Here is a 22,304-nt window from a genome sequence, read left to right on the forward strand (position 1 = left end):
ACAGCGGGAAATATGGCTTGATCCGACGCATCTGCTTGTTCGTCAGCCAAAACAGATCACTCATGACAGGCTCCTCCTGCCACCAGTGAATCAGATCGCCACGACCGTGTGAATCCCTTTAATGGGTCCTGAGCCTAGGGGCCAAGCTCTGGCGTGGGCAAGGCGTAAATCATTGCGCTCCGCGTCGCGCGATCAGCCGTACATGTCGCCCAGATAGACACGGCGCACTTCAGGGTCGCGGATGACGTCCTCGGCCTTGCCCTCGAACAGCACCGAACCGGCCGAGATGATCGAGGCGTGGTCGATGATTTCCAGCGTCTCGCGGACGTTGTGGTCGGTGATCAACACGCCGATACCCTGTCGCGCCAGATAGCCGATGACCTGACGGATGTCGGCGATGGCGAGGGGGTCGATGCCGGCGAAGGGTTCGTCCAGCAGCATGAAGCTGGGTTTGCCCGCCAGCGCGCGCGCGATCTCGCAGCGCCGCCGCTCGCCGCCCGACAGCCCTGCGGCCGGAGCCTGACGCAGGTGGTCGATGCGCAATTCTTCCAGCAGGCGACGGGTCTCCTCGGCGATGGCGGCCTGGCCCTCGTGATGCAGTTCGACCACCGCCTTGACGTTCTGCTCGACCGTCATGCCGCGGAAGATGGAGGCTTCCTGCGCCAGATAGCCCAGCCCCATCCGGGCGCGCTGATACATGGGCTGGGCGGTGATGTCCTCGCCGTCCAGCCAGATGGAGCCGCTGTCGGGCGGGATCAGGCCGGTGATCATGTAGAAACAGGTGGTCTTGCCCGCGCCGTTGGGACCCAGAAGGCCCGCCACCTGACCGCGCTGGACCGTCAGGGACACGTCCTTGACCACCTGCCGCGACCCGAACGAGCGGGCGAGGTTTTCGGCCCGCAGCCCTGTCGCGCGCGCCGCCACCGCCGGTGCCTCGGGGGCGGCGGCGTCATGGACGTTGAGCGCTGAAAGTTCCTTGCGTGCCACGCGTCAGCCGAGCCGGAGCTCAGTTCCCGCCGTTTTCGGGATAGAAGACGCCTCGGATGCGTCCGTTGGACGCCCCCTCCATCTGTGCCGTCTCGGTACGGGTGTTGTAGACCAGCCGACCGCCGGTCAGAATGTTCTGGCCCTGGGTCAGGATCACGTCGCCGCTCATCACCACCTCATCGCTGGCCAGGGTGTAGACAGCGCGGTCGCCGCGGATGGTCTGGTCGGGGGTGACGAAATAGACGTTCCCCGACGCCTCGACCCGGCGCAGGTCGCCGTCGGCCACCATGCCGTTGATGGTGTCGGCGCGCAGGCGGTTCTGGCCCTGGACGACCTCGGCCCGGCCACGCAGGGCGAAACCCGCCGGGGTGTACTCACCGCTGTCAGCCCCATAGGAAACCGCGCCGCTCCCCGCCGCGACGGGGGCCGTCTGGGCGTCGCCCATCGTCGGCAGCGCGAGCAGGGCCAGCGCGAGGCCGGCCATCGTCAGGGTTCTGCTCATAGTCATCCGTCCGACCTCGCCGGGTTAATCGTCCCGCGCACCTTGTTATCGCCCGAGCCGCTGAACACCACCCGTTGGCCCTGTTCATAAATCGCATAGGACGAAGCGGAGATGGTTCCAAGGGGGCCTGTTCCCTGAACGCCCCTGGAACCGGTCACGATGCCGGTCGATGTGTCGACCACCGCCTCGGGGGTGACGAGGATGAAGCCGGAGCCACCGTCCGAAATCCGCACGTTCGGGCCGATCGTCACGGTCCTGGCGATCTCGTTGTACTCACCGGCGTCGGCGGTCAACTCGGTGACCTTGGCACCGCCCAGATTGAGGCGGAGCGCCGGGCCGATCAGGCGGTATCGACCTGTTTCAGAGTTTCTGACGGCGCGTTTAAACCCGATCACGAAACTGCGGCCCTCGGCGTCCTGCCCGACGAAGCGAGAATTCTCCAACGATATCTGCTGGCTCACTCCGGCCCTGCGCTCGACGTCCGACATGACGCTGCGCAACACGATCCAGCTAACGGTGCCACCGGCCAGCACGATGATCACCACCGGCAGGACGCGCCGTAGCAAACGGACCCGCCGCGACCGCTCTCGGAACTGTTTCGCGGTGGCGGCGACGCGGGCCTCGTCCGCCCGATCGCGATTGTCGCCGGGTTCGGTCATCAGGCGTGGGCGAAGATGTCGATCTCGTCCCAGCCAGCCAGGTCGAGCGCCGAACGCGTCGGCAGGAAGTCGAACAGCTTGCGGGCCAGCTCGGTCCGCCCCTCGCGCTCCAGCATCTCGTCCAGCCGGCGCTTGACGGCATGCAGATAGAGGACGTCCGACGCCGCATATTCCAGCTGGGCGGGCGTCAGTTCGGCCGCGCCCCAGTCCGAGCTCTGCTGGGCCTTGGACAGGTCCACACCGGCCAGTTCGCGCACCACATCCTTGAGACCGTGGCGGTCGGTGTAGGTGCGGGCCAGTTTGGAGGCGATCTTGGTGCAATAGACCGGCCGGGTCTCGACCCCCAGGTGCAGCTGGAACATGCCGATGTCGAAGCGACCGAAGTGGAACAGCTTCAACGCCGCCGGATCGGCCAGCAGACGCTTCAGGTTCGGGCAGTCATAGCCGGGCCGGGCCATGCGCACGACGTGAGCGTCGCCGTCGCCGGACGACAGCTGGACCACGCACAGCGGGTCGCGGCGGAAGCGCAGGCCCATGGTCTCGGAATCGATCGCGACTTCCGGACCCAGATCCAGGCCGTTGGGCAGGTCGCCTTCGTGGAAATGGATGGTCATTTGGGATTAGAAGCCTTGGCGGCGGAAGAAAACGTCGCCCTCAAGTAGCCGAGCGCCGCGCGCGAGGCGATAGGGCCCAAAAACAAACGGCGCCGCAGCTTTCGATGCGACGCCGTTGAAAAGATGGTGCCCAGGAGAGGACTCGAACCTCCACGACATTTCTATCACTGGCACCTGAAGCCAGCGCGTCTACCAATTCCGCCACCTGGGCCCAGACGTCTTCGCGTTTGAAAGCATTTCCGTCCGGAAGGCGCGGACCCTTAAGGCAGCCCCCCCAGCGGGTCAACAGGCATTTCGCGGTCCTTGAAGCCGCGGCGAAAGCGCACTTCGCGTTGCAGCCGCCATGACCATCGTCTAATCCCCGCGCCGGGACCGGCCGGCGCCGGTCGCGACCATCTGGGAGTCCATCATGAGCGAAACCGCGCCCGGCCTTGTCACTGTTTTCGGCGGATCCGGCTTCGTCGGGGGCCAGGTGGTGCGCGCTTTGGCCAAGCGGGGATGGCGGGTGCGGGTGGCCGTGCGCCGTCCCGACCGCGCCTATGACCTGAAGCCACAGGGCGACGTCGGCCAGATCGTGGCCGTCCGCTGCGACGCCACGCGGCCGGATGAGGTCGCTGCGGCCCTGAAAGGCGCGGACGCTGCGGTCAATCTGATCGGCATTCTCTATGAAGCTGGTTCGCGGACCTTCCAGGCCCAGCACGTCGACGCCTCGCGCCATATCGCCGAGGCCTGCGCCGCAGCCGGCGTCGATCGTCTGGTCCAGGTCTCGGCCATCGGCGCCAATCCAGAAGGGGCGTCGGACTACGCCCGCTCTAAAGCCGAGGCCGAGATGGCCGTACGACGGGTCAAGCCGAACGCCGTGATTTTGCGGCCGTCCATCGTGTTCGGATCAGGCGACAGCTTCCTGAATCGCTTCGCCCAGATGGCCCAGTTCGCGCCGGCGCTGCCACTGATCGGTGGTGGCAAGACCAAGTTCCAGCCGGTCTATGTCGGCGATGTGGCCGAGGCGATCGCCCGCGCCGTGGTCCTGCCCGAGGCGGCGGGACGCACCTTCGAACTGGGCGGTCCGGCCGTCATGACCTTCAAGGACGTCCTGAAGCTGATCCTGCGCGAGACCCGCCGAGGTAACGCCCTAATCCCCCTGCCCTTCTTCGCCGCCAAGGCCATCGGTTCGATGGCGCAGCTGACGGCGCTGGTCGGCATTCCGCCGGTCCTGACGCGCGACCAGGTGATCTCGCTGGAGACCGACAACGTCGTGGCCGACGGCGCCGAGGGCCTGACAGAGCTGGGCATCCATCCGACCGGCATCGAGGCCATCGCCCCGTCTTACCTGTGGCGCTACCGCCGGGGTGGGCAGTTCTCGGAGCGTCCGTCGACCTGAGCGTCCAGGCTGATTCAGGCCAGTAGCCAGATCGCGGCGAGGCCGATGGAGCCGATCGCGATCCGCCACCAGGCGAAGGGCGCGAAGCCGTGGCGTCCGACGAAATCAACCAGCATCCGCACGACGAACAGGCCGCTGATGAACGAGACGACGAAGCCGATCGCGATCAGGCCGAGGACGTCACCATTGAGCATGTCCCGGCTCGTCCAGAAGTCGAGGCTAAAGGCCCCGACCATGGTCGGGATGGCCAGGAAGAACGAGAACTCGGCGGCCGCCTTCTTGTCGACGCCGAGCAGCAGGCCGCCGACGATGGTGGCGCCGCTGCGCGACACGCCGGGAATAATCGACAGGCACTGGAACAGGCCGACGCCCAGGGCGGTCCTCCAGGAGAAGCTCATGGCGTCGAACTCGCGCGCCTTGGGGGCCCAGCGCTCCAGCGCGATCAGCGCGAAGCCGCCGATGATCAAGGTGACGCAGACGATGGTGGTGTTGAACAACACCTCCTTGATGAAGTCGTGGAACAGCAGGCCGAGGATCGCGGAGGGGATGAAGGCCAGCAGCACCGAAATGGCAAAGCGCCGCGCGGCGGGGTCCTTGCCCGGCAGCCTGATCAGCACGCCCCATAGCCGCTGGAAGTAGAGAGCCACGACCGCGAGGATCGCGCCCAGCTGGATCATGACGATGAAGGTGTCCCAAGGTTCGTCGCCCAGGCCCAGTGCCTGCTTGGCCAGAAGAAGGTGGCCGGTGGACGAGACGGGGATGAACTCCGTCAGGCCCTCGACCAGGCCGAGGATGATCGCAGCAAGCCAGTCCGGCATGGACGCTCCCTATGAGATGGAGGCGTCAGTGCGCGCCCGGTTCCGGCCCCACATAGCGCAGGCGTGCCCGGATAGGCGAGCCGTTCGCGATCTGATCCAGCGCATGGCCCAGAAGTCCTGCCAGCCGCCCCGTCAGCAACAGGTCCGTCGCCGCCTCGCGCGGTAGCTCCAGCCGCCGCGCCACGGTCCCCAGGGCCAGGCCGAAGTTCGGGGCCAGGCCGGTCGCCTCCCGGCCCTCGTCCATCGCGCGGGCCAGATCGAGGGGCAGGTCGGCAACGGCGAGCAGGGCGGCCGCGCGAGGATCGCCGGAGGGATAGATCGGATCGCCGAACCCGCCGAGGGCACCCATCTCATGGGCGCGCCGGGCGGCATCGACCGCCTGACGGCGCACGGCCAGAATCCAGGCCGAGGCGCGCGACAGTTCCGCGATCGCTTCCGATCCCGCCAGGGTCGCCAGCCCGGCCAGGGCCGCCGCCGCCGGAGACGCGCCGCCGCCGGCCGCGGCCCGCGTGGTCAGGACAGCGGGGTTCATCTCGTGGTCCGCCGCCAGAACGAGCGCGCGACGGATCAGGTGAACGTCGCGTTCCGGCACCTTCCAGGCGCGCGCCAGCCGCTGGTGCAGGAACAGGCGCGGACCTGAGCCGACGAAGGCGTCCACCGCCTCGTCCAGCACCCGGGCGCATTCCAGTCGCAGGTCCGCGATGGGGCGCGGCTTTCGGTCGGCGTCTTCCTCGGCCCGACGCGCCAAGGCGGCGAACAGACGGGCCCGGGCCGATCCCCCCGGAACGGCGCCGACCCGGGGGCGCACTTCGGCGAAAGGGTTGGCGTCGCGGGCGTCCCACAGGCGGCGCGCCACATCTTCCAGCGTCGCCGTCTCGGCCAGCTGGATCGCGTCCATGCCGCGATAGAACAGGCGGCCACCGGCGATCAGGGTCAGGCCCGATTGAACCTCCGCCTCGCCTCGCGCCGGCGCGCCGACGGAGGGCAGCAAGGCGACGTCTTCGGCGATCTGGCCGCCGGTCAGGCGCGCGATGTCGCGGGCGGCGTAAAGGCTGCGGCGCGGGTCTTCGGGATCGGGCCTGGCCGCGATCCGCCCCCGGCTGACGTAGGCATAGAGGGTCTGGGCCTTGACCCCGAGCCGGGACAGCGCTTCGCCGCGCCCGACCCAGCCGCCCGTCCCTGTCGCCGTGTCCGCCGCCTGCATGCCGGCCTCCAAAAGGCTTCACGAACCTCCGGGCTCATGAGGAGCGAATCATGGGGCGCTTTCGTGACGATGACGCCAACGACTTCCAGGGCGCGCAGCCTTGGCAGCGCGGCACCTTTCCGCGACAAGGGCCCGATGACTGCGAGCTCCTTCGACAACGCCCATCTGGCCATCCGCAACGTGACACGCCTGTCGGTCGGCGTCGCCGTCGCGCTGATAGCCCTGAAGGCGTTCGCCTTCGGTGCCTCGGGGTCGGTGGCGATGCTGGCGTCTCTGGCGGATTCTGCGCTGGACCTGATCGCCTCCCTGGCCACCTTCTTCGCCGTCCGCTGGGCCGCGCAGCCCGCCGATCACGAACACAGATACGGCCACGGCAAGGCTGAGGCGCTGGCGGCGCTGGTGCAGGCAGGGCTGATCTTCGCCTCCAGCGTCTTCATCGGTTGGGAGGCCATCCAGCGCATCTTCGATCCACGTCCGGTGACGAACGGGTACTGGAGCGTCTTCGTGGTGCTCGTCTCCTTCGCCCTGACCGGCTGGCTGGTGTGGATGCAGGGTCGGGCGATCAAGCGCAGCGGTTCCGTCGCCGTCCAGGCCGACCGCGCGCACTACGCCGCAGACCTGGCATCCAGCGCCGTCGTGCTGGTCGGGGTGATCTCGGGTGCCTTCCTCGCCGCGCCGGGACTGGACGCGGCCGCCGGCCTGATCGTCGCGGTGTGGCTGTTCTGGGGAGGGCTGGCCCTGCTGAAGGGCGCGGCCGACCACCTGCTGGACCGGGCGGTGTCCGACGCCGACCGGGTCACCATCACCACCTCCGTCCTGTCGGACCCGCGCATTTCCGGCGTGCACCAGTTGCGTAGCCGCATGGCAGGATCCGCCATGATGATCCAGATGCACGTCGATCTGGACCCTGAACAGACGCTGCAACAGGCCCACGCCGTCGTCGTCGAGGCGGAGAATCGTCTGCTGGCGGCCTTCCCGCGCGCCGACATCCTGATCCACCCGGATCCCCGGGGCCGAATGGAGAGCCCCGTCGAGTCGGTTAGCGATCCCGTCGCTGCGGAAGACGAAACAACGCCAGACGCCACTCTTCAGCCGGATCCGGCGAAAGGCCCGTGGTCCTGAACGGCGACGCAGAGGCGGGCCGCGAAACGCTCCATGGCTAACGCGGGCTTAACGCCCTTCAGGCATGAACCACGCATGGCGGCCAGCGTCCTCTTTCATTTCCCATTCGATCCGGGGTCCCGGACCGCCCGCCTCGCGCTCGGCGAGGCCAGGGTCGAGTTCACCGAGACGGTGGTCCGTCCGTGGGAAGCCGACTGCCCCGTCGGCGACCTGAACCCGTCCGGCATGCCGCCCGTCCTGCAGACAGCCGAAGCCGGGCGTTCCCTGACGCTTTGCGAACCGGCCGCGATACTGGGATGGCTGGAAGACCGGTCGGCGGAGGCGTTCCTGATGCCCGTCGATCCCGCCGAACGCGCCGAGACGCGCCGTCTGGTCAGCTGGTTCGACCGCCGCTTCAATGACGAGGTCAACGCCGTCCTGTTGCACGAGCGGATGGAAAAGCCGCTGCTGCGCCTCGGACCGCCGGAAGCGCGGGCTCTGCGTTCGGGCCGCGAGGCGCTCAAGGCGCATCTGACCATGCTGGAATGCCTGCTGACGACCCGCGACGCGCTGGCTGGACGTCGCCTCAGCCAGGCCGACATGGTCGCGGCGGGGCATCTGTCGGTGCTGGACTATTTCGGCGAGATCACCTGGACGGCCTATCCGGGCCTGCGCACCTGGTACATGAAGCTGAAGTCGCGGCCCTGTTTCCGTCCGCTGCTGACGGACCGCTTTCCGGGGGTGGCCGCTTCGGGCCATTATGCCGACCTCGATTTCTGAGGGGCCTCCGCCCGCGTGACAGACCGTGGCTGACCACCGCCAATCCATCCGGACCGCCGCAACCGCGCTGGGCTTCGACGTCTGCCGCTTCGCCTCGGCGGCCGAGCCGTGGAGCGCGGGCGAGCGACTGGCCCATTTCGTCGAGGCGGGTCGGCACGGCGAGATGGGATGGATGGAGACGACGCTGAAGCGCCGCAGCCACCCGACCGCTATGTGGGCCGACGCCCGTAGCGCCGTCGTCCTGGGCATGAACTACGGGCCGGAGCATGATCCCCTGCCCGAGATGGCCGACGCCTCGGCCGGTTACATTTCGGTCTATGCGCGCGGCGACGATTATCACGAGGTCATCAAGGGGCGGCTGAAGACGCTGGCGGGCCAGATCGCGGCCAGAACCGGCGAAGCGGTGAAGGTGTTCGTCGACACCGCACCCCTGATGGAAAAACCGTTGGCCCAGCGGGCGGGCCTCGGCTGGCAGGGCAAGCACACCAATCTGCTGTCTCGAACGCATGGCAACTGGCTGTTCTTGGGGGTCATCCTCAGCGCCGCCGAGATGGAGCCGGACGCGCCTGAAGGCGAGCATTGCGGGACCTGCACGGCGTGTATGGACGCGTGCCCCACCAACGCCTTCCCCGCCCCGTTCCAGCTGGATGCGCGGCGATGCCTGTCCTATCTGACCATCGAGTTTGCCGGTGCATGGCCGGAGGAATTCCGGACGGCGACCGGCAGCCGCATCTACGGCTGCGACGACTGTCTGGCCGTCTGCCCGTGGAACAAGTTCGCGGCGGAGGCGCGCGAGGGGCGGGTGAAGGCCCGGGACGCGCTGGTATCGCCACGGCTGTCCGATCTCGCCGCGCTCGATGATGCGGCCTTCCGGGTCCTGTTCAGCAAGAGCCCGGTCAAGCGGATCGGGCGGGACCGGTTCGTACGGAACGTGCTCTACGCGATCGGCAACAGCGGCGACGAAGGTCTGCTGGCATCCGCCCAGGCCTTGGTCGACGACCCTTCGCCCGTCGTCGCCGACGCGGCGCGTTGGGCCGCAGCGCGCCTGACAGCGGCGTGATCCCCATTATGTCCGCTTTCGCGGCAATGAGCGGATGGATGCGGCGTCAGGCCTGAAGGCGGCGGAAGACAGGAGCCGAGAAGCCGCCGGCGCGATAGCGGGCGTCGGCCTCGCCGAAGGCCTCGACCACGACGGCCCCGTGGTGGCCCGTGGCATGGAGCACGTGTCCCTGGTCCAGCATGAAAGCCGAATGGCCGGTCCAGGCGTGGTTCCCGGCGGGCGCCGGCCAGACCACCAGATCGCCCCGAAGCGCCTGCGAACGCTCGACCGCCACGCCCAGCTCGGCCTGCTGGTCGGAATGGCGCGGGCCGGGCAGACCGCAGGCGTAGAGCGCTTGCTGGATCAGGCCCGAGCCGTCCGTAGCGACGGACGACCGCGCGCCGGGGCTGTGCGGCACACCCAGAAGGCGTTCGGCGACGGCGAGAGGGTCGCTTTCGAACCGACCGACCGGCGTCAGGTCATCTTCCTTCACGCCCACGGCTCGCTCCACGATCAAGGCGTTGAGCGGCAGGGCGGCCGAGGGGGAGGCAATCCTGTGCGTCGGCGCCGGCGCGCCCGTCGACAGGGCGGACGCCGGGATCCAGCCGACCACGCCGTCGCGACGGGCCCGGCCCCAGACTAGTTCGCCGCGCGCGTCCAGCATGTCGAAGGCCTCGCCGTAGATCAGTTCGTCGATCTGTTCCGAGGCGGCGTCGGCCTCGGCGCGCAAAGCCACAAAGGGGACGGCGCAGTGCATGGGGCGAACGGCGCGGTAGGCCTCGGCATGCACCAATCCCTCGAGCGCCTGCTCGGCCAGATCGGGCCGGGCGAGCGTCATGCGCGGATCAAAGATGGCGACGGCTGCGGTCAAGCGAAGGCCCTTGTCTTGAGCCCGCACGGTGACGCCCGAAGGCGAAAGTCCCGTTAACAAAAGCAATCAGTGTGTGGAAAAACGCCGGGAAAGCATTTCGAAACAGGCGCGAAGGGCCTGGGCCTCGCCGCCCTCGGGTCGTCCCGGTTGGGCGCGCGGGTTCCACGCGAAAATGTCCATGTGCGCCCAGGCGCCGGTCGTCGGCGCGAAGCGTTGCAGGAACAGGGCCGCAGTGATCGATCCGCCCTGCGCCCAAGCGGCGGAGTCGTTGCGCAGATCGGCGATCTCGGCCTCTATGGCGGCGCGATAGCCGGGCCACAGCGGCATCCGCCACAGAGGGTCGCCGACCGCCTGCCCGGCCGCCAGCAGGTCCGAGGCCAGCGCGTCATCGTCCGTGTAGAGCGGCGGCAGATCGGGTCCGAGGGCGACGCGCGCGGCACCGGTCAGGGTGGCGAAGTCCAGCGTCAGGTCCGGCGAATGCTCGCTCGCTCGGGTCAGGACGTCGGCCAGGATCAGCCGGCCCTCGGCATCTGTATTACCGACCTCGACGGTCAGGCCCTTGCGGGTATTCAGCACGTCGCCAGGCCGGAAGGCGTCGCCGGAGATGGCATTCTCAACCGCCGCGACCAGCACCACCAGACGGACGGGCAGTTTCGCCTGCATGGCCAGTCGCCCCAGGGCGAGGACGTGCGCCGATCCGCCCATGTCCTTCTTCATGTTACGCATGCCGGCGGGAGCCTTGATGTTCAGCCCGCCGGAATCGAAGACCACGCCCTTGCCGACGAGAACGACGAGCGGAAAGTCGGCCCGGTCGAGCCTCCAGCCGATCTCGATGACGCGCGGCGCGCGATGCGGGGCGGCGGCGCGGCCCACGGCATGGACGGCGGGATAGTTCTGCTCCAGCAGGTCGTCGCCCACGATGACGGAGACGGTGGCCCCGGATTCATGGGCGATCTCGCGGGCGATGGTCTCGATCTGGAGCGGCCCCATGTCGGCGGCGGGCGTGTCGATCATCTCGCGGGCGAGGGCGCAGGCCGAGACGATGCGCAGAATGGCGGCAACATCCACGCCGGAGCCGGTCGCCATGCGAGGCGAGCCGCCCGAACGCGCCTTGTAGCGGTCGAAGCGATACGCCCCCAGGGCAAAGGCCAGGGCGGCCTTGGCGCTGGTTTCATCTTGACCGTCGTCCAGACGCCAGAGCCCTTCGGGCAGGCGCGCGGCCAGCGCCCGGACAGTCATGGGATCGAAGACATCGCCGCCTCCGAAAAGGGCGCCCGCCACCGCGCCCTCGGTGCCCGGAAGGACGAGCAACTGGCCCGTCTTGCCCGTAAAATCGTTCGCCTGCGCCCAGGCCGCGACGGCATCCGGCAGGGACTGGCCCTTGAGCACGACGTGGACGGGCAAGGCATCGGTCGCGTCGGACGTCAGCAGGTCGGGATGGAGGGCGGACATGGCGAGCGGCCTTTCCGGCCGACGCGGGCCGATCTTAACCTAGGATTGACGCGAAAGGCCGAGTCTCTGTCCCCAACCCTTCCGGAGCGTCTTTCATGTCGCGCAACGCAGCCCGCATCGCAACCGTCGCCCTGATCGCCGCGACCCTCACGGCCACGCCACTGATGGCGCGACAGGCCGCACCCGCCGCCCCGTCGCAGAGGGTGGCCGCCACCGCCGAAGCGCGCGCCGCCTACGACCGCGCCGACGCCCTGAGCCGATCGGTCTTCTGGTCCGACCAGGCCGACATCAATCCGGGCGACCCCGTCGCCGGGGTCAAGGCGGCCCAGGCGATGCGCGAACTGGGCCGCTTCGATCAGGCCGCCGACATGGCCGAGCGGGTTCTGCTGGTGCAGCCGACCAACGTCGAGGCCATGCTGGAGGCCGGACGTGGTCACATCGCGCGTGGGCACGCCTTTTACGGCATCGCGACCCTGGAGCGGGCGCGGGACGCCCGGCCCGGAGACTGGCGCCCGTGGTCACTGCTAGGTACGGCCTATGAGCAGGTGCGCCGCGCGGAGGATGCGCAAGCCGCCTGGGCGCGGGCGCTGACCATCTCGCCCGAGAATCCCGACGTCCTGACCAATATGGCCATCGCGGCCATGACCAAAGGCGATACGGCGGGAGCCGAACCCCTGCTGCGTCGCGCCGCGGCCCAGCCGGGCGCCTCGCTGAAGGTGCGGTTGAACCTGGCCATGGCGCTGGGCCTGAACGGCAAGATGGACGAGGCCGAGGCGATGATGCGCCGCGATCTGCCGCCAGACGCCGCAGACCGGAATCTGGAGTGGCTGCGCGCCCGCGCCGGAACGGCCGGGGTGGAGCAGGCCCGGACCTGGTCCTCGCTTCAGGGCGGCTGATCCCCTATCTTAAGGCCATGATCGACGAGCTCTACAGCGCGCGCATCCTGAAGCTGGCGGCCAACCTGCCGCACGCCGGTCGCCTGTCCGCGCCTGACGGCACCGGCGAGCGCGTGGCTAGGCTGTGCGGATCGAAAGCCGTTGTGGACGTGACGCTGGATCACGATGGCCGGGTTTCTGCGTTTGCCCAGGACGTGAAGGCCTGCGCCCTCGGCCAGGCTGCGGCGGGCGTGCTGGGCGAAGCGGTCATCGGGGCTTCGGCGGAAGAGATCGCGACGGCACGCGATCAAATGACCGCCATGCTCAAGGCCGGCGGCTACGGTCCGACGGGGCGTTTCGAAGGCCTGCGCGCGCTGAAACAGGTCGCCGACTATCCCGCCCGCCACGCTTCCACCATGGTCGCGATCGAGGCGACGCTGGACGCGGTGAGGCAGGCAATGGCTCGAGAGCAGGCAGATAGGCGAACTCGCCTCGCCGGCGTGGCCTAGCGCCCGTTGCTCCTTCGCGTCCGGCAGGGGATAAGCGCGGCGACATGGCATCCGGCGGAAATCTCTATGAACGCGGCGTGCGGCTGGCCCATCGCGGGTACAAGCTGACGCTGTCACCCCTGATCGGGCAATCGTGCCGGTTCCGGCCGACCTGTTCTGACTACGGACGGGACGCGCTGATCCAGCATGGACCGATCAAGGGGGGATGGCTGACGGTCAGACGCCTGTGCAAATGCCAACCCTTCGGCGAAGGCTGGAAATACGATCCGGTGCCGCCCGCAAAGACGAAACCATGATTGACCTGAAATTCCCCGACGGCGCCTCGCGCCAATATGCCGACGCCGCCACGGGCCGCGACGTCGCCGCGTCGATTTCGCCGTCACTGGCCAAGCGCGCGGCCCTGGTCGAGATCAACGGCAAGCAATGGGACCTCGACCGGCCGCTGGAGGGCTCCGGCGACTTCAAGCTGATAATGCGCGACGACCCCGACGCGCTGGAGACCATCCGCCACGACGCCGCACACGTGCTGGCCCAGGCCGTGCAGGAACTGTTCCCCGGCACCCAGGTAACAATCGGCCCGGCGATCGAGGACGGCTTCTATTACGACTTCGCCCGCGAGGAGCCCTTCTCGACCGACGACTTCGCCGCCATCGAGAAGAAGATGGCCGAGATCGTCGACCGCGACGAAAAGCTGGTCCGCGAGGTCTGGGATCGCGACGCCGCCATCGCCCATTTCCTGTCGGTCGGCGAGACCTTCAAGGCCGAGCTGATCCGTGATCTTCCGGGCACGGAGGAAATCACCGTCTACCGCTCGGGAGATTGGCTGGACCTGTGCCGGGGACCGCATTTCCCCTCGACCAAATTCGTCGGCAAGGCTTTCAAGCTGACCAAGCTGGCCGGGGCCTACTGGCGGGGGGATCATCGCAATCCCCAGCTACAGCGCATCTACGCCACCGCCTGGGCCACCAAGGACGAGCTGGACGCCTATCTGCTGCGGGTCGAGGAGGCCGAAAAGCGCGACCACCGCAAGATCGGCCGGGCCATGGAGCTCTTCCACATGCAGGAGGAGGGCCGGGGCATGGTCTTCTGGCATCCCAAGGGCTGGGTCCTGTGGCAGGTCATCGAGGCCTATATGCGCCGCCGCCTCGACGCTGCGGGATATGTCGAGGTCAAGACGCCCCAGGTGCTGGACCGGAAATTCTGGGAGGCTTCGGGCCACTGGGAGAAGTACCGGGCCAACATGTTCGTCTGCGAGACGGTCGAGGGCGAGACCCTGTCCCTCAAGCCGATGAACTGTCCGGGGCATGTACAGATTTTCGGCGTCGGCCAGCGATCGTACCGCGAACTGCCGCTGCGCATGGCCGAGTTTGGGGCCTGCCACCGTTATGAACCGTCGGGCGCCTTGCACGGCCTGATGCGGGTGCGCGGCTTCACCCAGGACGACGCTCACATCTTCTGCCGCGAGGACCAGATCGTCGAGGAGACGCGGGCGTTCATCGACCTGACGCGGATCGTGCATGCCGATCTGGGCATGACGACGCATGAGATCGCCCTGGCCACCCGCCCGGAAATCCGTGCCGGTTCGGACGCGTTCTGGGACAAGGCCGAGGCCATGCTGGGCGAGGCCGCGCGGCTGGCCGGGGTCGAACCGGTCATCGCCGAGGGCGACGGGGCCTTCTATGCGCCCAAGCTGGACTTCATCGTCAAGGACGCCATCGGCCGGACCTGGACCTGCGGCACCCTGCAGCTCGACTATGTCCTGCCGGAACGTCTGAACGCGGAATATATCGGCGAGGACGGCCAGAAGCACCGGCCGGTAATGCTGCACCGGGCGATCCTGGGGTCGTTCGAGCGGTTCATCGGCATCATGATCGAGAACTACGCCGGGGCCTTCCCGCTGTGGCTGGCGCCGACCCAGGCCGTGGTGGCGACCATCGTCTCGGACGCGGACGACTATGCGCGCGAAGTGCAGGCAAAGTTCAAGGCCGCAGGTCTGCGCACCGAGCTCGACCTGCGCAACGAAAAGGTCGGCTACAAGGTCCGCGAACATTCGGTCGGCAAGGTCCCGGTCATCGCCGTGGTCGGCAAGACCGAGGCCGAACAGGTCACGGTCGCGCTGCGCCGCTTGGGTTCGCAGGCGCAGGAGGTGGTTTCGCTGGACGAGGCGATCCGTATACTGACGGAAGAGGCGACGCCGCCGGATCTGCGGGCGGTTTAGGATCCTTCTCCCCTTGCGGGAGAAGGTGGCCGGCCGAAGCGAGGTCGGATGAGGGGTCGCTCAAGCGGTGCCTTCATCTGGTCCTCGATCGCACCGGCATTCGGCGTGACCCCTCATCCGTCAGGCCCGGATCAAGTCCGGGGCTGCAACCTTCTCCCGCAAGGGGAGAAGGACAAGATCAGAGCAGGCGCTTGCGCATCGCCTGGGACAGCATGTCGATCAGGGTCACGGCGATCACCACGATGATCACGATGGCCGAGACGGCGCGGAACTCGAAGTTGTTCATGCTCTCGAACAGCACCTGACCGATGCCGCCCGCGCCGATCAGGCCGAGTACGGTGGCCGAGCGGCTGTTGGACTCGAAACGGTAGAGGGCGAACGAGGTCCACAGCGGAGCGACCTGCGGGATGACGCCCCAGACGATCTCGTGCAGCCTGGAAGCACCGGTGGCGCGGACGCCCTCGACCGGACCCTTGTCGATGGACTCGACCGCTTCGGAGAACAGCTTGGCCAATACGCCCGCCGTATTCAGTGTAATGGCGAGGACGCCGGCAAGCGGACCGAGGCCCACGGCGACGATGAACAGCAACGCCATGACGAGGTCGGGGATCGACCTCAGCATGTTCATGATCCAGCGGATCGGCGTCACCACCCAGATCGGGGCGATGTTGCGGGCGGCTGCGAGGCCCATCGGGACGGCCAGGAAGACGGCCAGGAAGGTGCCCCACAGTGCGATCTGCACCGTCTGCCACATCTGGGCGACGAACAGCCGCCATTTGGTGAAGTCTGGCCGCAGCAGATCCGAAGCGAAGTCCCGCACATTCTCGGCATTGGTCACGAGGCGGGACAGGTTGCCCAGGTCCACGTCGTTGACGCTGTAGATCAGGACCGCCAGCACGCCACCCCAGATCAGGACGTCGAGCGCCCAGGCCGCCACGGACTTGGTGGGCGGCTTGGGAATGGCCGTCACCGCGACTGCGGGCTTGACGAGGCCCCCGTCGGTCAAGGCTGGACCTCTCGCAGACTGCGCAGGCGCTGCAACTCGCGCTCGGCGGTCGCGACGGCCGTCGCATCGCCCCCGGCGCGGGCCTCGCCCAGCTTCTGGTCAGCGACCATTTCCCGGATCGAGTTCAGATAGCTGTCGTCCGCCGGGTTGAAGCGGGAATAGTTCAGTCCCGCCAGCACCTTGCGCTGGCGCTCGGCTTCAGGCGTATCGCCTACGCCGTAGGTCAGGAAGAAGCTGCGGATCTTCTCCTTTGTCGCCGGGTCGAGGTCCTCACGGACGACGATCCCGCTCTCGGGAATCGGAGGCGACTGCCAGATCTCCTGAATCTGCGCCGCGACGCGCGGGTTCTGACGGTTCAGGAAAACGGTGTTGACGGTGTTGGACGTGGCGACGTCGACGACGCCGGTCGAGATCGCCATAGAATTGGCCTGGTGGTTGGCCGAACGCACGGTCTTGAAGCACTGGGCCGGAACGATGCCGCGCGGATTGAACAGGAAGGCCAGCGGCGCGAGCGTACCCGAGGTCGACTGGGCGTCGCCGATGCCGAAGTCATATTTCTTGCCGCACGCCATGACGTCGTCGAGCGTGATGCCCGAACCCGCCTTGACGATCAGGGTCGAGCGGTAGCTGTCGCGGCCTTCCGGATCGACGATGCGGGCGATGACCTCGCCCTGGGCGCGGTCGATGGCCTCGATCGAGGGCTTGGCCGACAGCCACGCCACCTGGGTCTGGTTGCCCTTCATGGCCTCGACCAGGATGGTATAGTTCGACGCGAAATACGGCTTCACCGGCACACCGATGGCCTTGGCCATGTCGTCCAGCAGCGGCTGCCACATCGGACCGGACGAGGCCTGGCCCTCGGCGGACAGAATGGAGAAGGTGATCTCCGTCGGTGGGGAGCCGGCCGGGGCATTGTCGCCTCCGCCGCAAGCCGAAAGGCCGAGCATGGCGACGGCGGCGGCGATCAGGCCGAGACGGCGGGTGACGGGTGCGAAGATCATGCCTTGGTTTCCCAGAACGCGTCCTCGAATTCGGGACCGTAGATGTCGATGAGTTGTTTGGTGTCAAGACCGGTCGCCGGACCGTCGTAGACGACCTGGCCGGCCTTCAGGGCGATGACCCGCTCGCAATAGCGGATGGCGTAGTCAACCTGGTGCAGGGTCACGATGACCCCCAGGCCGTCGCGCTTGTTCAGCTCGACCAGCAGCTCCATCACCTTGCGGGCGGAGACGGGGTCCAGCGAGGCGACGGGTTCGTCGGCCACGATGGCCCGGGCCCCCTGGACCAGGGCGCGGGCGATGGCTGCACGCTGTTGCTGGCCCCCCGACAGGGTGTTGGCGCGCTGGGCAGCGTATTCGGACACGCCGACGCGATGCAGCGCCGCCATGGCGATCCGCTTGTCCGCCGACGGCCAGGCTCCCAGAAAGCCGCGCCAGCCGGGCAGACGTCCGAGGGCACCCAGCATGACGTTGGAGAACAGCGACAGCCGGCCGACCAGATTGAACTGCTGGAAGATCATGCCCAGCTTCTGGCGCGCGCCTCGCGTGGCGGCGGTCAGGCGGCCGTTCTTCTGAACCACCTCGCCGAAGACCGTGATGGTGCCCTTGCCGGAATCGATGGTCTGCAGGCCGGTGATGGAACGCAGAAGGGTCGATTTGCCCGAACCGGACGGACCGATCAGGGCGACCATTTCTCCGGCCCCGACCTCGACGGACACGCCGTTCAGGGCCTTACGAGCGCCGAAAGTCTTGGACACGTCCTTCACGGACGCGACGGCGGCGGTGGCTGAGGTCATGGACACGCTGAAAGCGGTTGCAAGGGCGCGCCGCATCGCCCGATCAGGCCCGCGAGGCAAGTCTTAATGGCACGTTCGCGAGGATTTCGTCCAGCGGAGCCTTGCGTTTCCGCCGCCTCAGCCGGTGCGGGCGGCCTGTTCGACGAGCCCGATATCCTCCGGCAGGGTCATGGCCAAACGGGCGCGGGTCAGCGCCTCCTTTGACTGGCGCGTAGCCGCGGTGGCCAGCGGTCCCTTGTCACGCCTGAGCATGTGCAGCAGCTTTTGCAGCCGCACCGCCACGGCCACGTCACCGGCCCCGAAGCGGGCCGGCGGTCCGAAGACGTCGGCGACCAGATCGTCTTCCTCGATGGGCGGTGCCCAGAGCCGCGAATAGCGCACGTCCTCGGAACCGTCAGGTGCCATCGCCGCCCATTCGTCCAGCGCCCGCACCGCCGCGCCCATCACCTGGATCGCCGTGCCGGGATCGTTGACGCCGGGGGAGAGCGCCTTGGCTGCGATTTCGCCCAGCACGATCAGGCCGAAGCGCGGATCCTGAGCGAACGAACGCTGACCGCCGATGGCGAAGGCCGAGCGAAAATCATCGCAGGCGGACTTTGAACAGTCACGCGCGCTAAGTTCGGCGAGCGAATCCCCGGAGCGAACATAGGCCCCCGGCGGGGCCACCACCTCAATCTGACAGTCCTGTTCCTCGGCGATGTCCTGCAGCCGCGCCGGATCGACGTTCTGCACATAGCCGGTCTCTTCGGCGAGAATGGTGAAGCCGGATTTGATGCGACCGGGCCGCCCCCCGAGAGAGGGAGCCTTGCGCCGGTCGCGGAGCGCGGCACGCGCGTGTTCCTCGACCAGTTCGATCATGTGGCCGACCCGCGCCAGACTGGACAGGCGGTTGATCCAGGCCAACAGCCGATACGCTACCAGACAGACGACGCCGAGGCTGAACAGGAACAGGATCGCCCGCCCCTCCTGGCCGTAATAGTGAGCGTTGACGGCGGTCACGGCGACTATGGAGTAGAGGAACGCCCCGACGAAGGTGGCCAGCGCCTTTTGGACCTGGCTGTCGCTGGTGACCAGGGCCGCCACCCGCGGCGTGGCCGCCTGTGACACCGCCGTATAGGCCGTGACCATCACCCCTGCCGAAAAGGTCGCGACGCCCAGCAGGCTGGACGCCAGAATGGTCAGGATCGACCCGACGGATTCCCCACCCAGCCGCTCAGCCACCGCCTTGGGCACCCACGGGGCGGCGAAAACCGCCAGCAGGGCAGCAGCCACGCCCGCCGCGGCGTACAGCGTCGCCCGAACCCAAAGCTCGCGTCGTAACGAGCGCCACCAGAACAACCAGCGATTCATGCATCAGCCCTTTCCGCGGCCGCTTTTTGACCTTGGCCATAACGGCGGAGGGGCGCGGGGGTTCATCGGGGGGGCCAAGAGCGCTCCGGACCCGGATCATCGGTCGCCAAACCGAGGCCGGGCCACAAAATTACCGCTTTACATGACAGTCCCATGACCCTACATCGCGGCTTCCGGCGGACCCCGTGGTCTGACTCTATGCGCTGCTAACGCCGGCTGGGTTTAACAATTACAGGGGTTTACGTGAATTGCGCACGTATCCATTTCCCCTGGACCTGGTCCGTGAGCGGTCCCCTGAACGTCCCGTCGCCCTCGTGCGACCGCGTTCGGTTTCCGTAGCGGCGCGCTGGTTCCAGGATAATCTAAAGGCCGACGTCTTCTATGCTGTGAAGGCCAATCCCTCGCGCTGGGTCATCGAGACCCTGGTCGAGGCGGGCGTCACGGCGTTCGACGTCGCATCGTTGTCAGAGATCGAACTGGTCCGTTCGGTCAGCGTCGACGCGCGTCTGGCCTTCATGCACCCGGTCAAGAGCCGGGGCGCGATCACCCGCGCCTATTTCGAGCACGGTGTCCGCACCTTCGCGCTGGACAGCCATGACGAGCTGCAGAAGATCCTCGACGCCACCGGCAACGCGACCGATCTGAACCTGCTCGTCCGCATGACGGTCTCGGCCGACGGCGCGGCCTATTCTCTGTCGGGCAAGTTCGGCGTCTCGCCTGACCAGGCCCCGTCGCTGCTGCTGGCCACGCGCCAGGCGGTGGTCGACGGCCTGATGGGCGTCTGTTTCCACGTCGGTTCGCAGTGCATGCGCCCGTCCGCCTATGAGGCCGCCATGGCCCAGGTCGGCCGCGCCATCAGCCGCGCAGGCGTGTTCGTGGACATCGTCGATGTCGGCGGCGGCTTTCCGTCCGTGTACCCGGGCATGGTCCCGCCGGACATGCAGGAATACGCCGACGCCATCCACCGCGGTTTCAACGAGATGCCGGTATCGGAAACGACCGAGCTGTGGTGCGAGCCCGGCCGGGCGTTGGTGGCCGAATCGTCCTCGGTGCTGTGTCGGGTCGACCTGCGCAAGGGCGACGCCCTGTATCTGAACGATGGCTCGTACGGCTCGCTGTTCGACGCGACCCACTCGCGCTGGCCCTTCCCGACCAAACTGGTCCGGGACGGTGACGCGTCCCCCGACCTCAAGCCGTTCCGCTTTTATGGCCCGACCTGCGATTCCATCGACCATATGCCGGGACCGTTCTGGCTGCCGGCCGATGTGCGGGAAGGCGATTTCATCGAGATCGGCATGATGGGCGCCTATGGCGTGGCGATGTCGACCGGCTTCAACGGCTATGGCGAGCACGACCTCGCGGCGGTCGAGGACGCCCCGATGGCCTCGCTCTACGGCCTGGCACCGCGCTCCATCCCGACCGTGCGCACTACGGCGGAAGAGACCGCGCGCAAGGTGGTTCGTCTGTCTCGCCCCAAGGGCAAGGCGGGTCAGCGGAAGAAGTCGCGGCGCTAAACCGTCACTGACGCATTGTAATCAGCAGCGGCCCGTCGCTCCGTCCGGGCCGCTGTTTCTTTTGACGACGGGCGCTCAAATCAAAGGGAAACCCTTGCAATGAACGCTCCCGTTCAGACCAACCAGAAGGCCCAGCTGCTTCAGAACACCGTCGAGCACGTGGACATCACGTCGTTCGACGCGCGTCCGATCATCGACGCCATGCGCAAGATGTCGTTCTCGAGCCGTGACACCGCGCGCGCCGCCGACATCTTCTCGATGGCGATCGAGGATAAGGACTGCTCGCCGTGGCTGATCCTGGCCGGCTCGACCTCGGCCGGCGGCTGCATGCACGTTTACCGCGACATGGTGAAGTTCGGCATGATCGACGCCGTGGTCGCCACCGGGGCCTCGATCGTCGACATGGATTTCTTCGAGGCCCTCGGCTTCAAACATTACCAGGCGGCCGGCGAGGTGGACGACAATGTCCTGCGTGAAAACTACATCGACCGGATCTACGACACCTATATCGACGAGCAAGAGCTTCAGGCCTGCGACCACACCATCCTGGAGATCTGCAACGCCCTGGAGCCCCGCGCCTACTCCAGCCGCGAATTCATCTGGGAAATGGGCAAATGGCTGGCGGCAGGCAACGCCAAAAAGCCCGGCTCGCTGATCCAGACCGCCTGGGAAGAGGGCGTGCCGATCTTCTGCCCGGCCTTTGTCGACAGCTCGGCCGGCTTCGGTCTGGTCAAGCACCAGAAGGAGCGGATCGCCGAGGGCAAACCTTATCTGATGATCGACGCGGTCGCGGATTTCCGCGAACTGACCGACGTCAAGATCGCCGCGGGCACGACCGGCCTGTTCATGGTCGGCGGGGGGGTGCCGAAGAATTTCGCCCAGGACACAGTCGTCTGCGCCGAAATCCTCGGCGTCGAGGCGGACATGCACAAATACGCGGTCCAGATCACCGTCGCCGACGTGCGCGACGGGGCCTGCTCTTCGTCCACGCTCAAGGAGGCGGCGTCATGGGGCAAGGTGGACACCACGTTCGAACAGATGGTGTTCGCCGAGGCCACGACCGTGGTGCCGCTGATCGGCTCCGACGCCTGGCATCGCGGGGCCTGGAAGAGCCGCGACAAGCGCCGCTGGAACAAGCTGTTCGGCAAATAGGCCGCGTCAAAAGAGAAATCGAAACGAGAGCCGGGATTTCGATTCCGGCTCTTTTCGTTCGGGAACCGCTGATCGTCCCACCCGCTTCCTCACCGAAGGAGCTTGGCCATGACCGATCAGCACCAGACCGAGGGCGCCCGCGAGGCGGAGGATGTGGTCGAGAAGCCCGATCCGGGCCGCACACCTGACGCCCTGACCGACGCCCTGTCCGGTTCGGACATGGGGTCTGACACCCGGGCCGGATCGCTGGAGGGCGGAGCCGCCACGGGGTCCGAGATCGATCCCGATCAGGACGCCATAAACGAGAGCCTGACCAGCGAGGGCATGGCCTCCGTCGATCCGCAGACACCCGCGGGCGTTGAACCCCATCCCGTCAATAACACCGGCGAGGACCTGAACGGATCGGCGGGCGCTCCCGCCCAGGGCAAGAGTGGCGAAGTGGACGCCGCCACGGGCTGACGTCCGCGTCATTCCTCG

At 67.4% G+C, this 22,304-nt stretch carries 23 protein-coding genes and 1 tRNA gene; 11 read left to right on the top strand and 13 right to left on the bottom strand.

All coding sequences use genetic code 11. The features are described from left to right. Positions 1-192: 192 nt before the first annotated feature. From lptB to ACESMO_RS02570, 5 genes are all read right to left on the bottom strand, one after another. Entirely contained in the window at positions 193-987 is a 795-nt protein-coding gene (gene lptB / locus ACESMO_RS02550) for an LPS export ABC transporter ATP-binding protein (RefSeq protein WP_372706616.1), read from the bottom strand. Positions 988-1,006: 19 nt separating this feature from the next. After that, a complete protein-coding gene (locus ACESMO_RS02555; RefSeq protein ID WP_372706617.1) occupies positions 1,007-1,489 on the bottom strand; it encodes an LptA/OstA family protein in 483 nt (160 codons plus the stop codon). Between the two features lie 2 nt (positions 1,490-1,491). Next, positions 1,492-2,148: an LPS export ABC transporter periplasmic protein LptC gene (gene lptC / locus ACESMO_RS02560; protein ID WP_372706618.1), complete on the bottom strand. Its 657-nt coding sequence runs from the start codon at positions 2,146-2,148 to the stop codon at positions 1,492-1,494. After that, positions 2,148-2,762, bottom strand: a complete 615-nt coding sequence (locus ACESMO_RS02565; protein ID WP_372706619.1) for a ribonuclease D — start codon at positions 2,760-2,762, stop codon at positions 2,148-2,150. Before ACESMO_RS02565 ends, lptC begins: the two co-directional genes overlap by 1 nt. A gap of 124 nt (positions 2,763-2,886) precedes the next feature. Further along, positions 2,887-2,973: transfer RNA gene (locus ACESMO_RS02570), tRNA-Leu, on the bottom strand. 198 nt (positions 2,974-3,171) lie between these two features. Here ACESMO_RS02570 and ACESMO_RS02575 point away from each other — a divergent pair. Next, the gene (locus tag ACESMO_RS02575; protein ID WP_372706620.1) at positions 3,172-4,143 is read left to right on the top strand and encodes a complex I NDUFA9 subunit family protein; all 972 of its coding nucleotides are present in this window, start codon (positions 3,172-3,174) and stop codon (positions 4,141-4,143) included. A 14-nt stretch (positions 4,144-4,157) separates the two neighbouring features. Here the strand turns inward: ACESMO_RS02575 and ACESMO_RS02580 are convergent, their stop codons facing one another. Continuing rightward, positions 4,158-4,961: an undecaprenyl-diphosphate phosphatase gene (locus tag ACESMO_RS02580; protein ID WP_372706621.1), complete on the bottom strand. Its 804-nt coding sequence runs from the start codon at positions 4,959-4,961 to the stop codon at positions 4,158-4,160. Positions 4,962-4,986: 25 nt separating this feature from the next. Next, entirely contained in the window at positions 4,987-6,165 is a 1,179-nt protein-coding gene (locus tag ACESMO_RS02585) for a citrate/2-methylcitrate synthase (RefSeq protein WP_372706622.1), read from the bottom strand. 135 nt (positions 6,166-6,300) lie between these two features. On the opposite strand from ACESMO_RS02585, the gene ACESMO_RS02590 reads away from it, so the two are divergent. The 3 genes from ACESMO_RS02590 (at position 6,301) to queG (ending at position 9,106) form a co-directional block, all read left to right on the top strand. Beyond that, positions 6,301-7,287 carry a cation diffusion facilitator family transporter gene (locus ACESMO_RS02590; protein WP_372706623.1) on the top strand — a complete coding sequence of 329 codons (987 nt, stop codon included), beginning with the start codon at positions 6,301-6,303 and terminating at the stop codon, positions 7,285-7,287. 75 nt (positions 7,288-7,362) lie between these two features. Further along, a complete protein-coding gene (locus tag ACESMO_RS02595) occupies positions 7,363-8,046 on the top strand; it encodes a glutathione S-transferase family protein (protein WP_372706624.1) in 684 nt (227 codons plus the stop codon). 25 nt (positions 8,047-8,071) lie between these two features. Further along, positions 8,072-9,106 (top strand): tRNA epoxyqueuosine(34) reductase QueG, encoded by a 1,035-nt coding sequence (queG, locus tag ACESMO_RS02600; RefSeq protein WP_372706625.1) that lies wholly within the window; start codon positions 8,072-8,074, stop codon positions 9,104-9,106. A gap of 46 nt (positions 9,107-9,152) precedes the next feature. On the opposite strand, the gene ACESMO_RS02605 is transcribed toward queG, so the two are convergent. Next, positions 9,153-9,956, bottom strand: coding sequence for an NlpC/P60 family protein (locus tag ACESMO_RS02605; RefSeq protein ID WP_372706626.1), 804 nt, complete (start codon positions 9,954-9,956; stop codon positions 9,153-9,155). 66 nt (positions 9,957-10,022) lie between these two features. Next, positions 10,023-11,408 carry a M17 family metallopeptidase gene (locus tag ACESMO_RS02610; protein ID WP_372706627.1) on the bottom strand — a complete coding sequence of 462 codons (1,386 nt, stop codon included), beginning with the start codon at positions 11,406-11,408 and terminating at the stop codon, positions 10,023-10,025. Between the two features lie 95 nt (positions 11,409-11,503). Here ACESMO_RS02610 and ACESMO_RS02615 point away from each other — a divergent pair, with 95 nt between their 5' ends. From ACESMO_RS02615 to thrS, 4 genes are read left to right on the top strand one after another with little or no spacing between them, the layout of a single operon-like run. Further along, positions 11,504-12,304: a tetratricopeptide repeat protein gene (locus tag ACESMO_RS02615; RefSeq protein ID WP_372706628.1), complete on the top strand. Its 801-nt coding sequence runs from the start codon at positions 11,504-11,506 to the stop codon at positions 12,302-12,304. Positions 12,305-12,321: 17 nt separating this feature from the next. After that, positions 12,322-12,792 carry an iron-sulfur cluster assembly scaffold protein gene (locus ACESMO_RS02620; RefSeq protein WP_372706629.1) on the top strand — a complete coding sequence of 157 codons (471 nt, stop codon included), beginning with the start codon at positions 12,322-12,324 and terminating at the stop codon, positions 12,790-12,792. 44 nt (positions 12,793-12,836) lie between these two features. Further along, on the top strand, positions 12,837-13,088 hold the full coding sequence (gene yidD, locus ACESMO_RS02625; RefSeq protein WP_372706630.1) for a membrane protein insertion efficiency factor YidD: 252 nt from the start codon (positions 12,837-12,839) through the stop codon (positions 13,086-13,088). Further along, positions 13,085-15,010, top strand: a complete 1,926-nt coding sequence (thrS, locus tag ACESMO_RS02630; protein ID WP_372706631.1) for a threonine--tRNA ligase — start codon at positions 13,085-13,087, stop codon at positions 15,008-15,010. The genes yidD and thrS overlap by 4 nt, the downstream gene beginning before the upstream one ends. Before the next feature lie 178 nt (positions 15,011-15,188). Here thrS and phnE read toward each other — a convergent pair whose 3' ends face one another. The 4 genes from phnE to ACESMO_RS02650 form a co-directional block, all read right to left on the bottom strand. Beyond that, positions 15,189-16,016 carry a phosphonate ABC transporter, permease protein PhnE gene (gene phnE / locus ACESMO_RS02635; protein ID WP_372706632.1) on the bottom strand — a complete coding sequence of 276 codons (828 nt, stop codon included), beginning with the start codon at positions 16,014-16,016 and terminating at the stop codon, positions 15,189-15,191. Beyond that, the gene (gene phnD / locus ACESMO_RS02640) at positions 16,013-17,017 is read right to left on the bottom strand and encodes a phosphate/phosphite/phosphonate ABC transporter substrate-binding protein (RefSeq protein WP_372706633.1); all 1,005 of its coding nucleotides are present in this window, start codon (positions 17,015-17,017) and stop codon (positions 16,013-16,015) included. The genes phnE and phnD overlap by 4 nt, the downstream gene beginning before the upstream one ends. Next, on the bottom strand, positions 17,014-17,811 hold the full coding sequence (phnC, locus tag ACESMO_RS02645; protein ID WP_372706634.1) for a phosphonate ABC transporter ATP-binding protein: 798 nt from the start codon (positions 17,809-17,811) through the stop codon (positions 17,014-17,016). Before phnC ends, phnD begins: the two co-directional genes overlap by 4 nt. A 117-nt stretch (positions 17,812-17,928) precedes the next feature. Further along, positions 17,929-19,161, bottom strand: a complete 1,233-nt coding sequence (locus ACESMO_RS02650; RefSeq protein ID WP_372706635.1) for a DUF2254 domain-containing protein — start codon at positions 19,159-19,161, stop codon at positions 17,929-17,931. A 248-nt stretch (positions 19,162-19,409) separates the two neighbouring features. On the opposite strand from ACESMO_RS02650, the gene ACESMO_RS02655 reads away from it, so the two are divergent. The 3 genes from ACESMO_RS02655 to ACESMO_RS02665 all read left to right on the top strand — a co-directional run bounded on the left by ACESMO_RS02655 (position 19,410) and on the right by ACESMO_RS02665 (position 22,286). Further along, on the top strand, positions 19,410-20,675 hold the full coding sequence (locus ACESMO_RS02655; protein WP_372706636.1) for a type III PLP-dependent enzyme: 1,266 nt from the start codon (positions 19,410-19,412) through the stop codon (positions 20,673-20,675). A gap of 99 nt (positions 20,676-20,774) precedes the next feature. After that, complete coding sequence (locus tag ACESMO_RS02660; protein WP_372706637.1) at positions 20,775-21,827, top strand: deoxyhypusine synthase; 1,053 nt, start codon at positions 20,775-20,777, stop codon at positions 21,825-21,827. 108 nt (positions 21,828-21,935) lie between these two features. After that, positions 21,936-22,286 carry a ribonuclease gene (locus ACESMO_RS02665; protein ID WP_372706638.1) on the top strand — a complete coding sequence of 117 codons (351 nt, stop codon included), beginning with the start codon at positions 21,936-21,938 and terminating at the stop codon, positions 22,284-22,286. Positions 22,287-22,304 lie beyond the last annotated feature (18 nt).

Source organism: Brevundimonas sp. (assembly GCF_041688735.1).
Taxonomy (GTDB): Bacteria; Pseudomonadota; Alphaproteobacteria; order Caulobacterales; family Caulobacteraceae; genus Brevundimonas.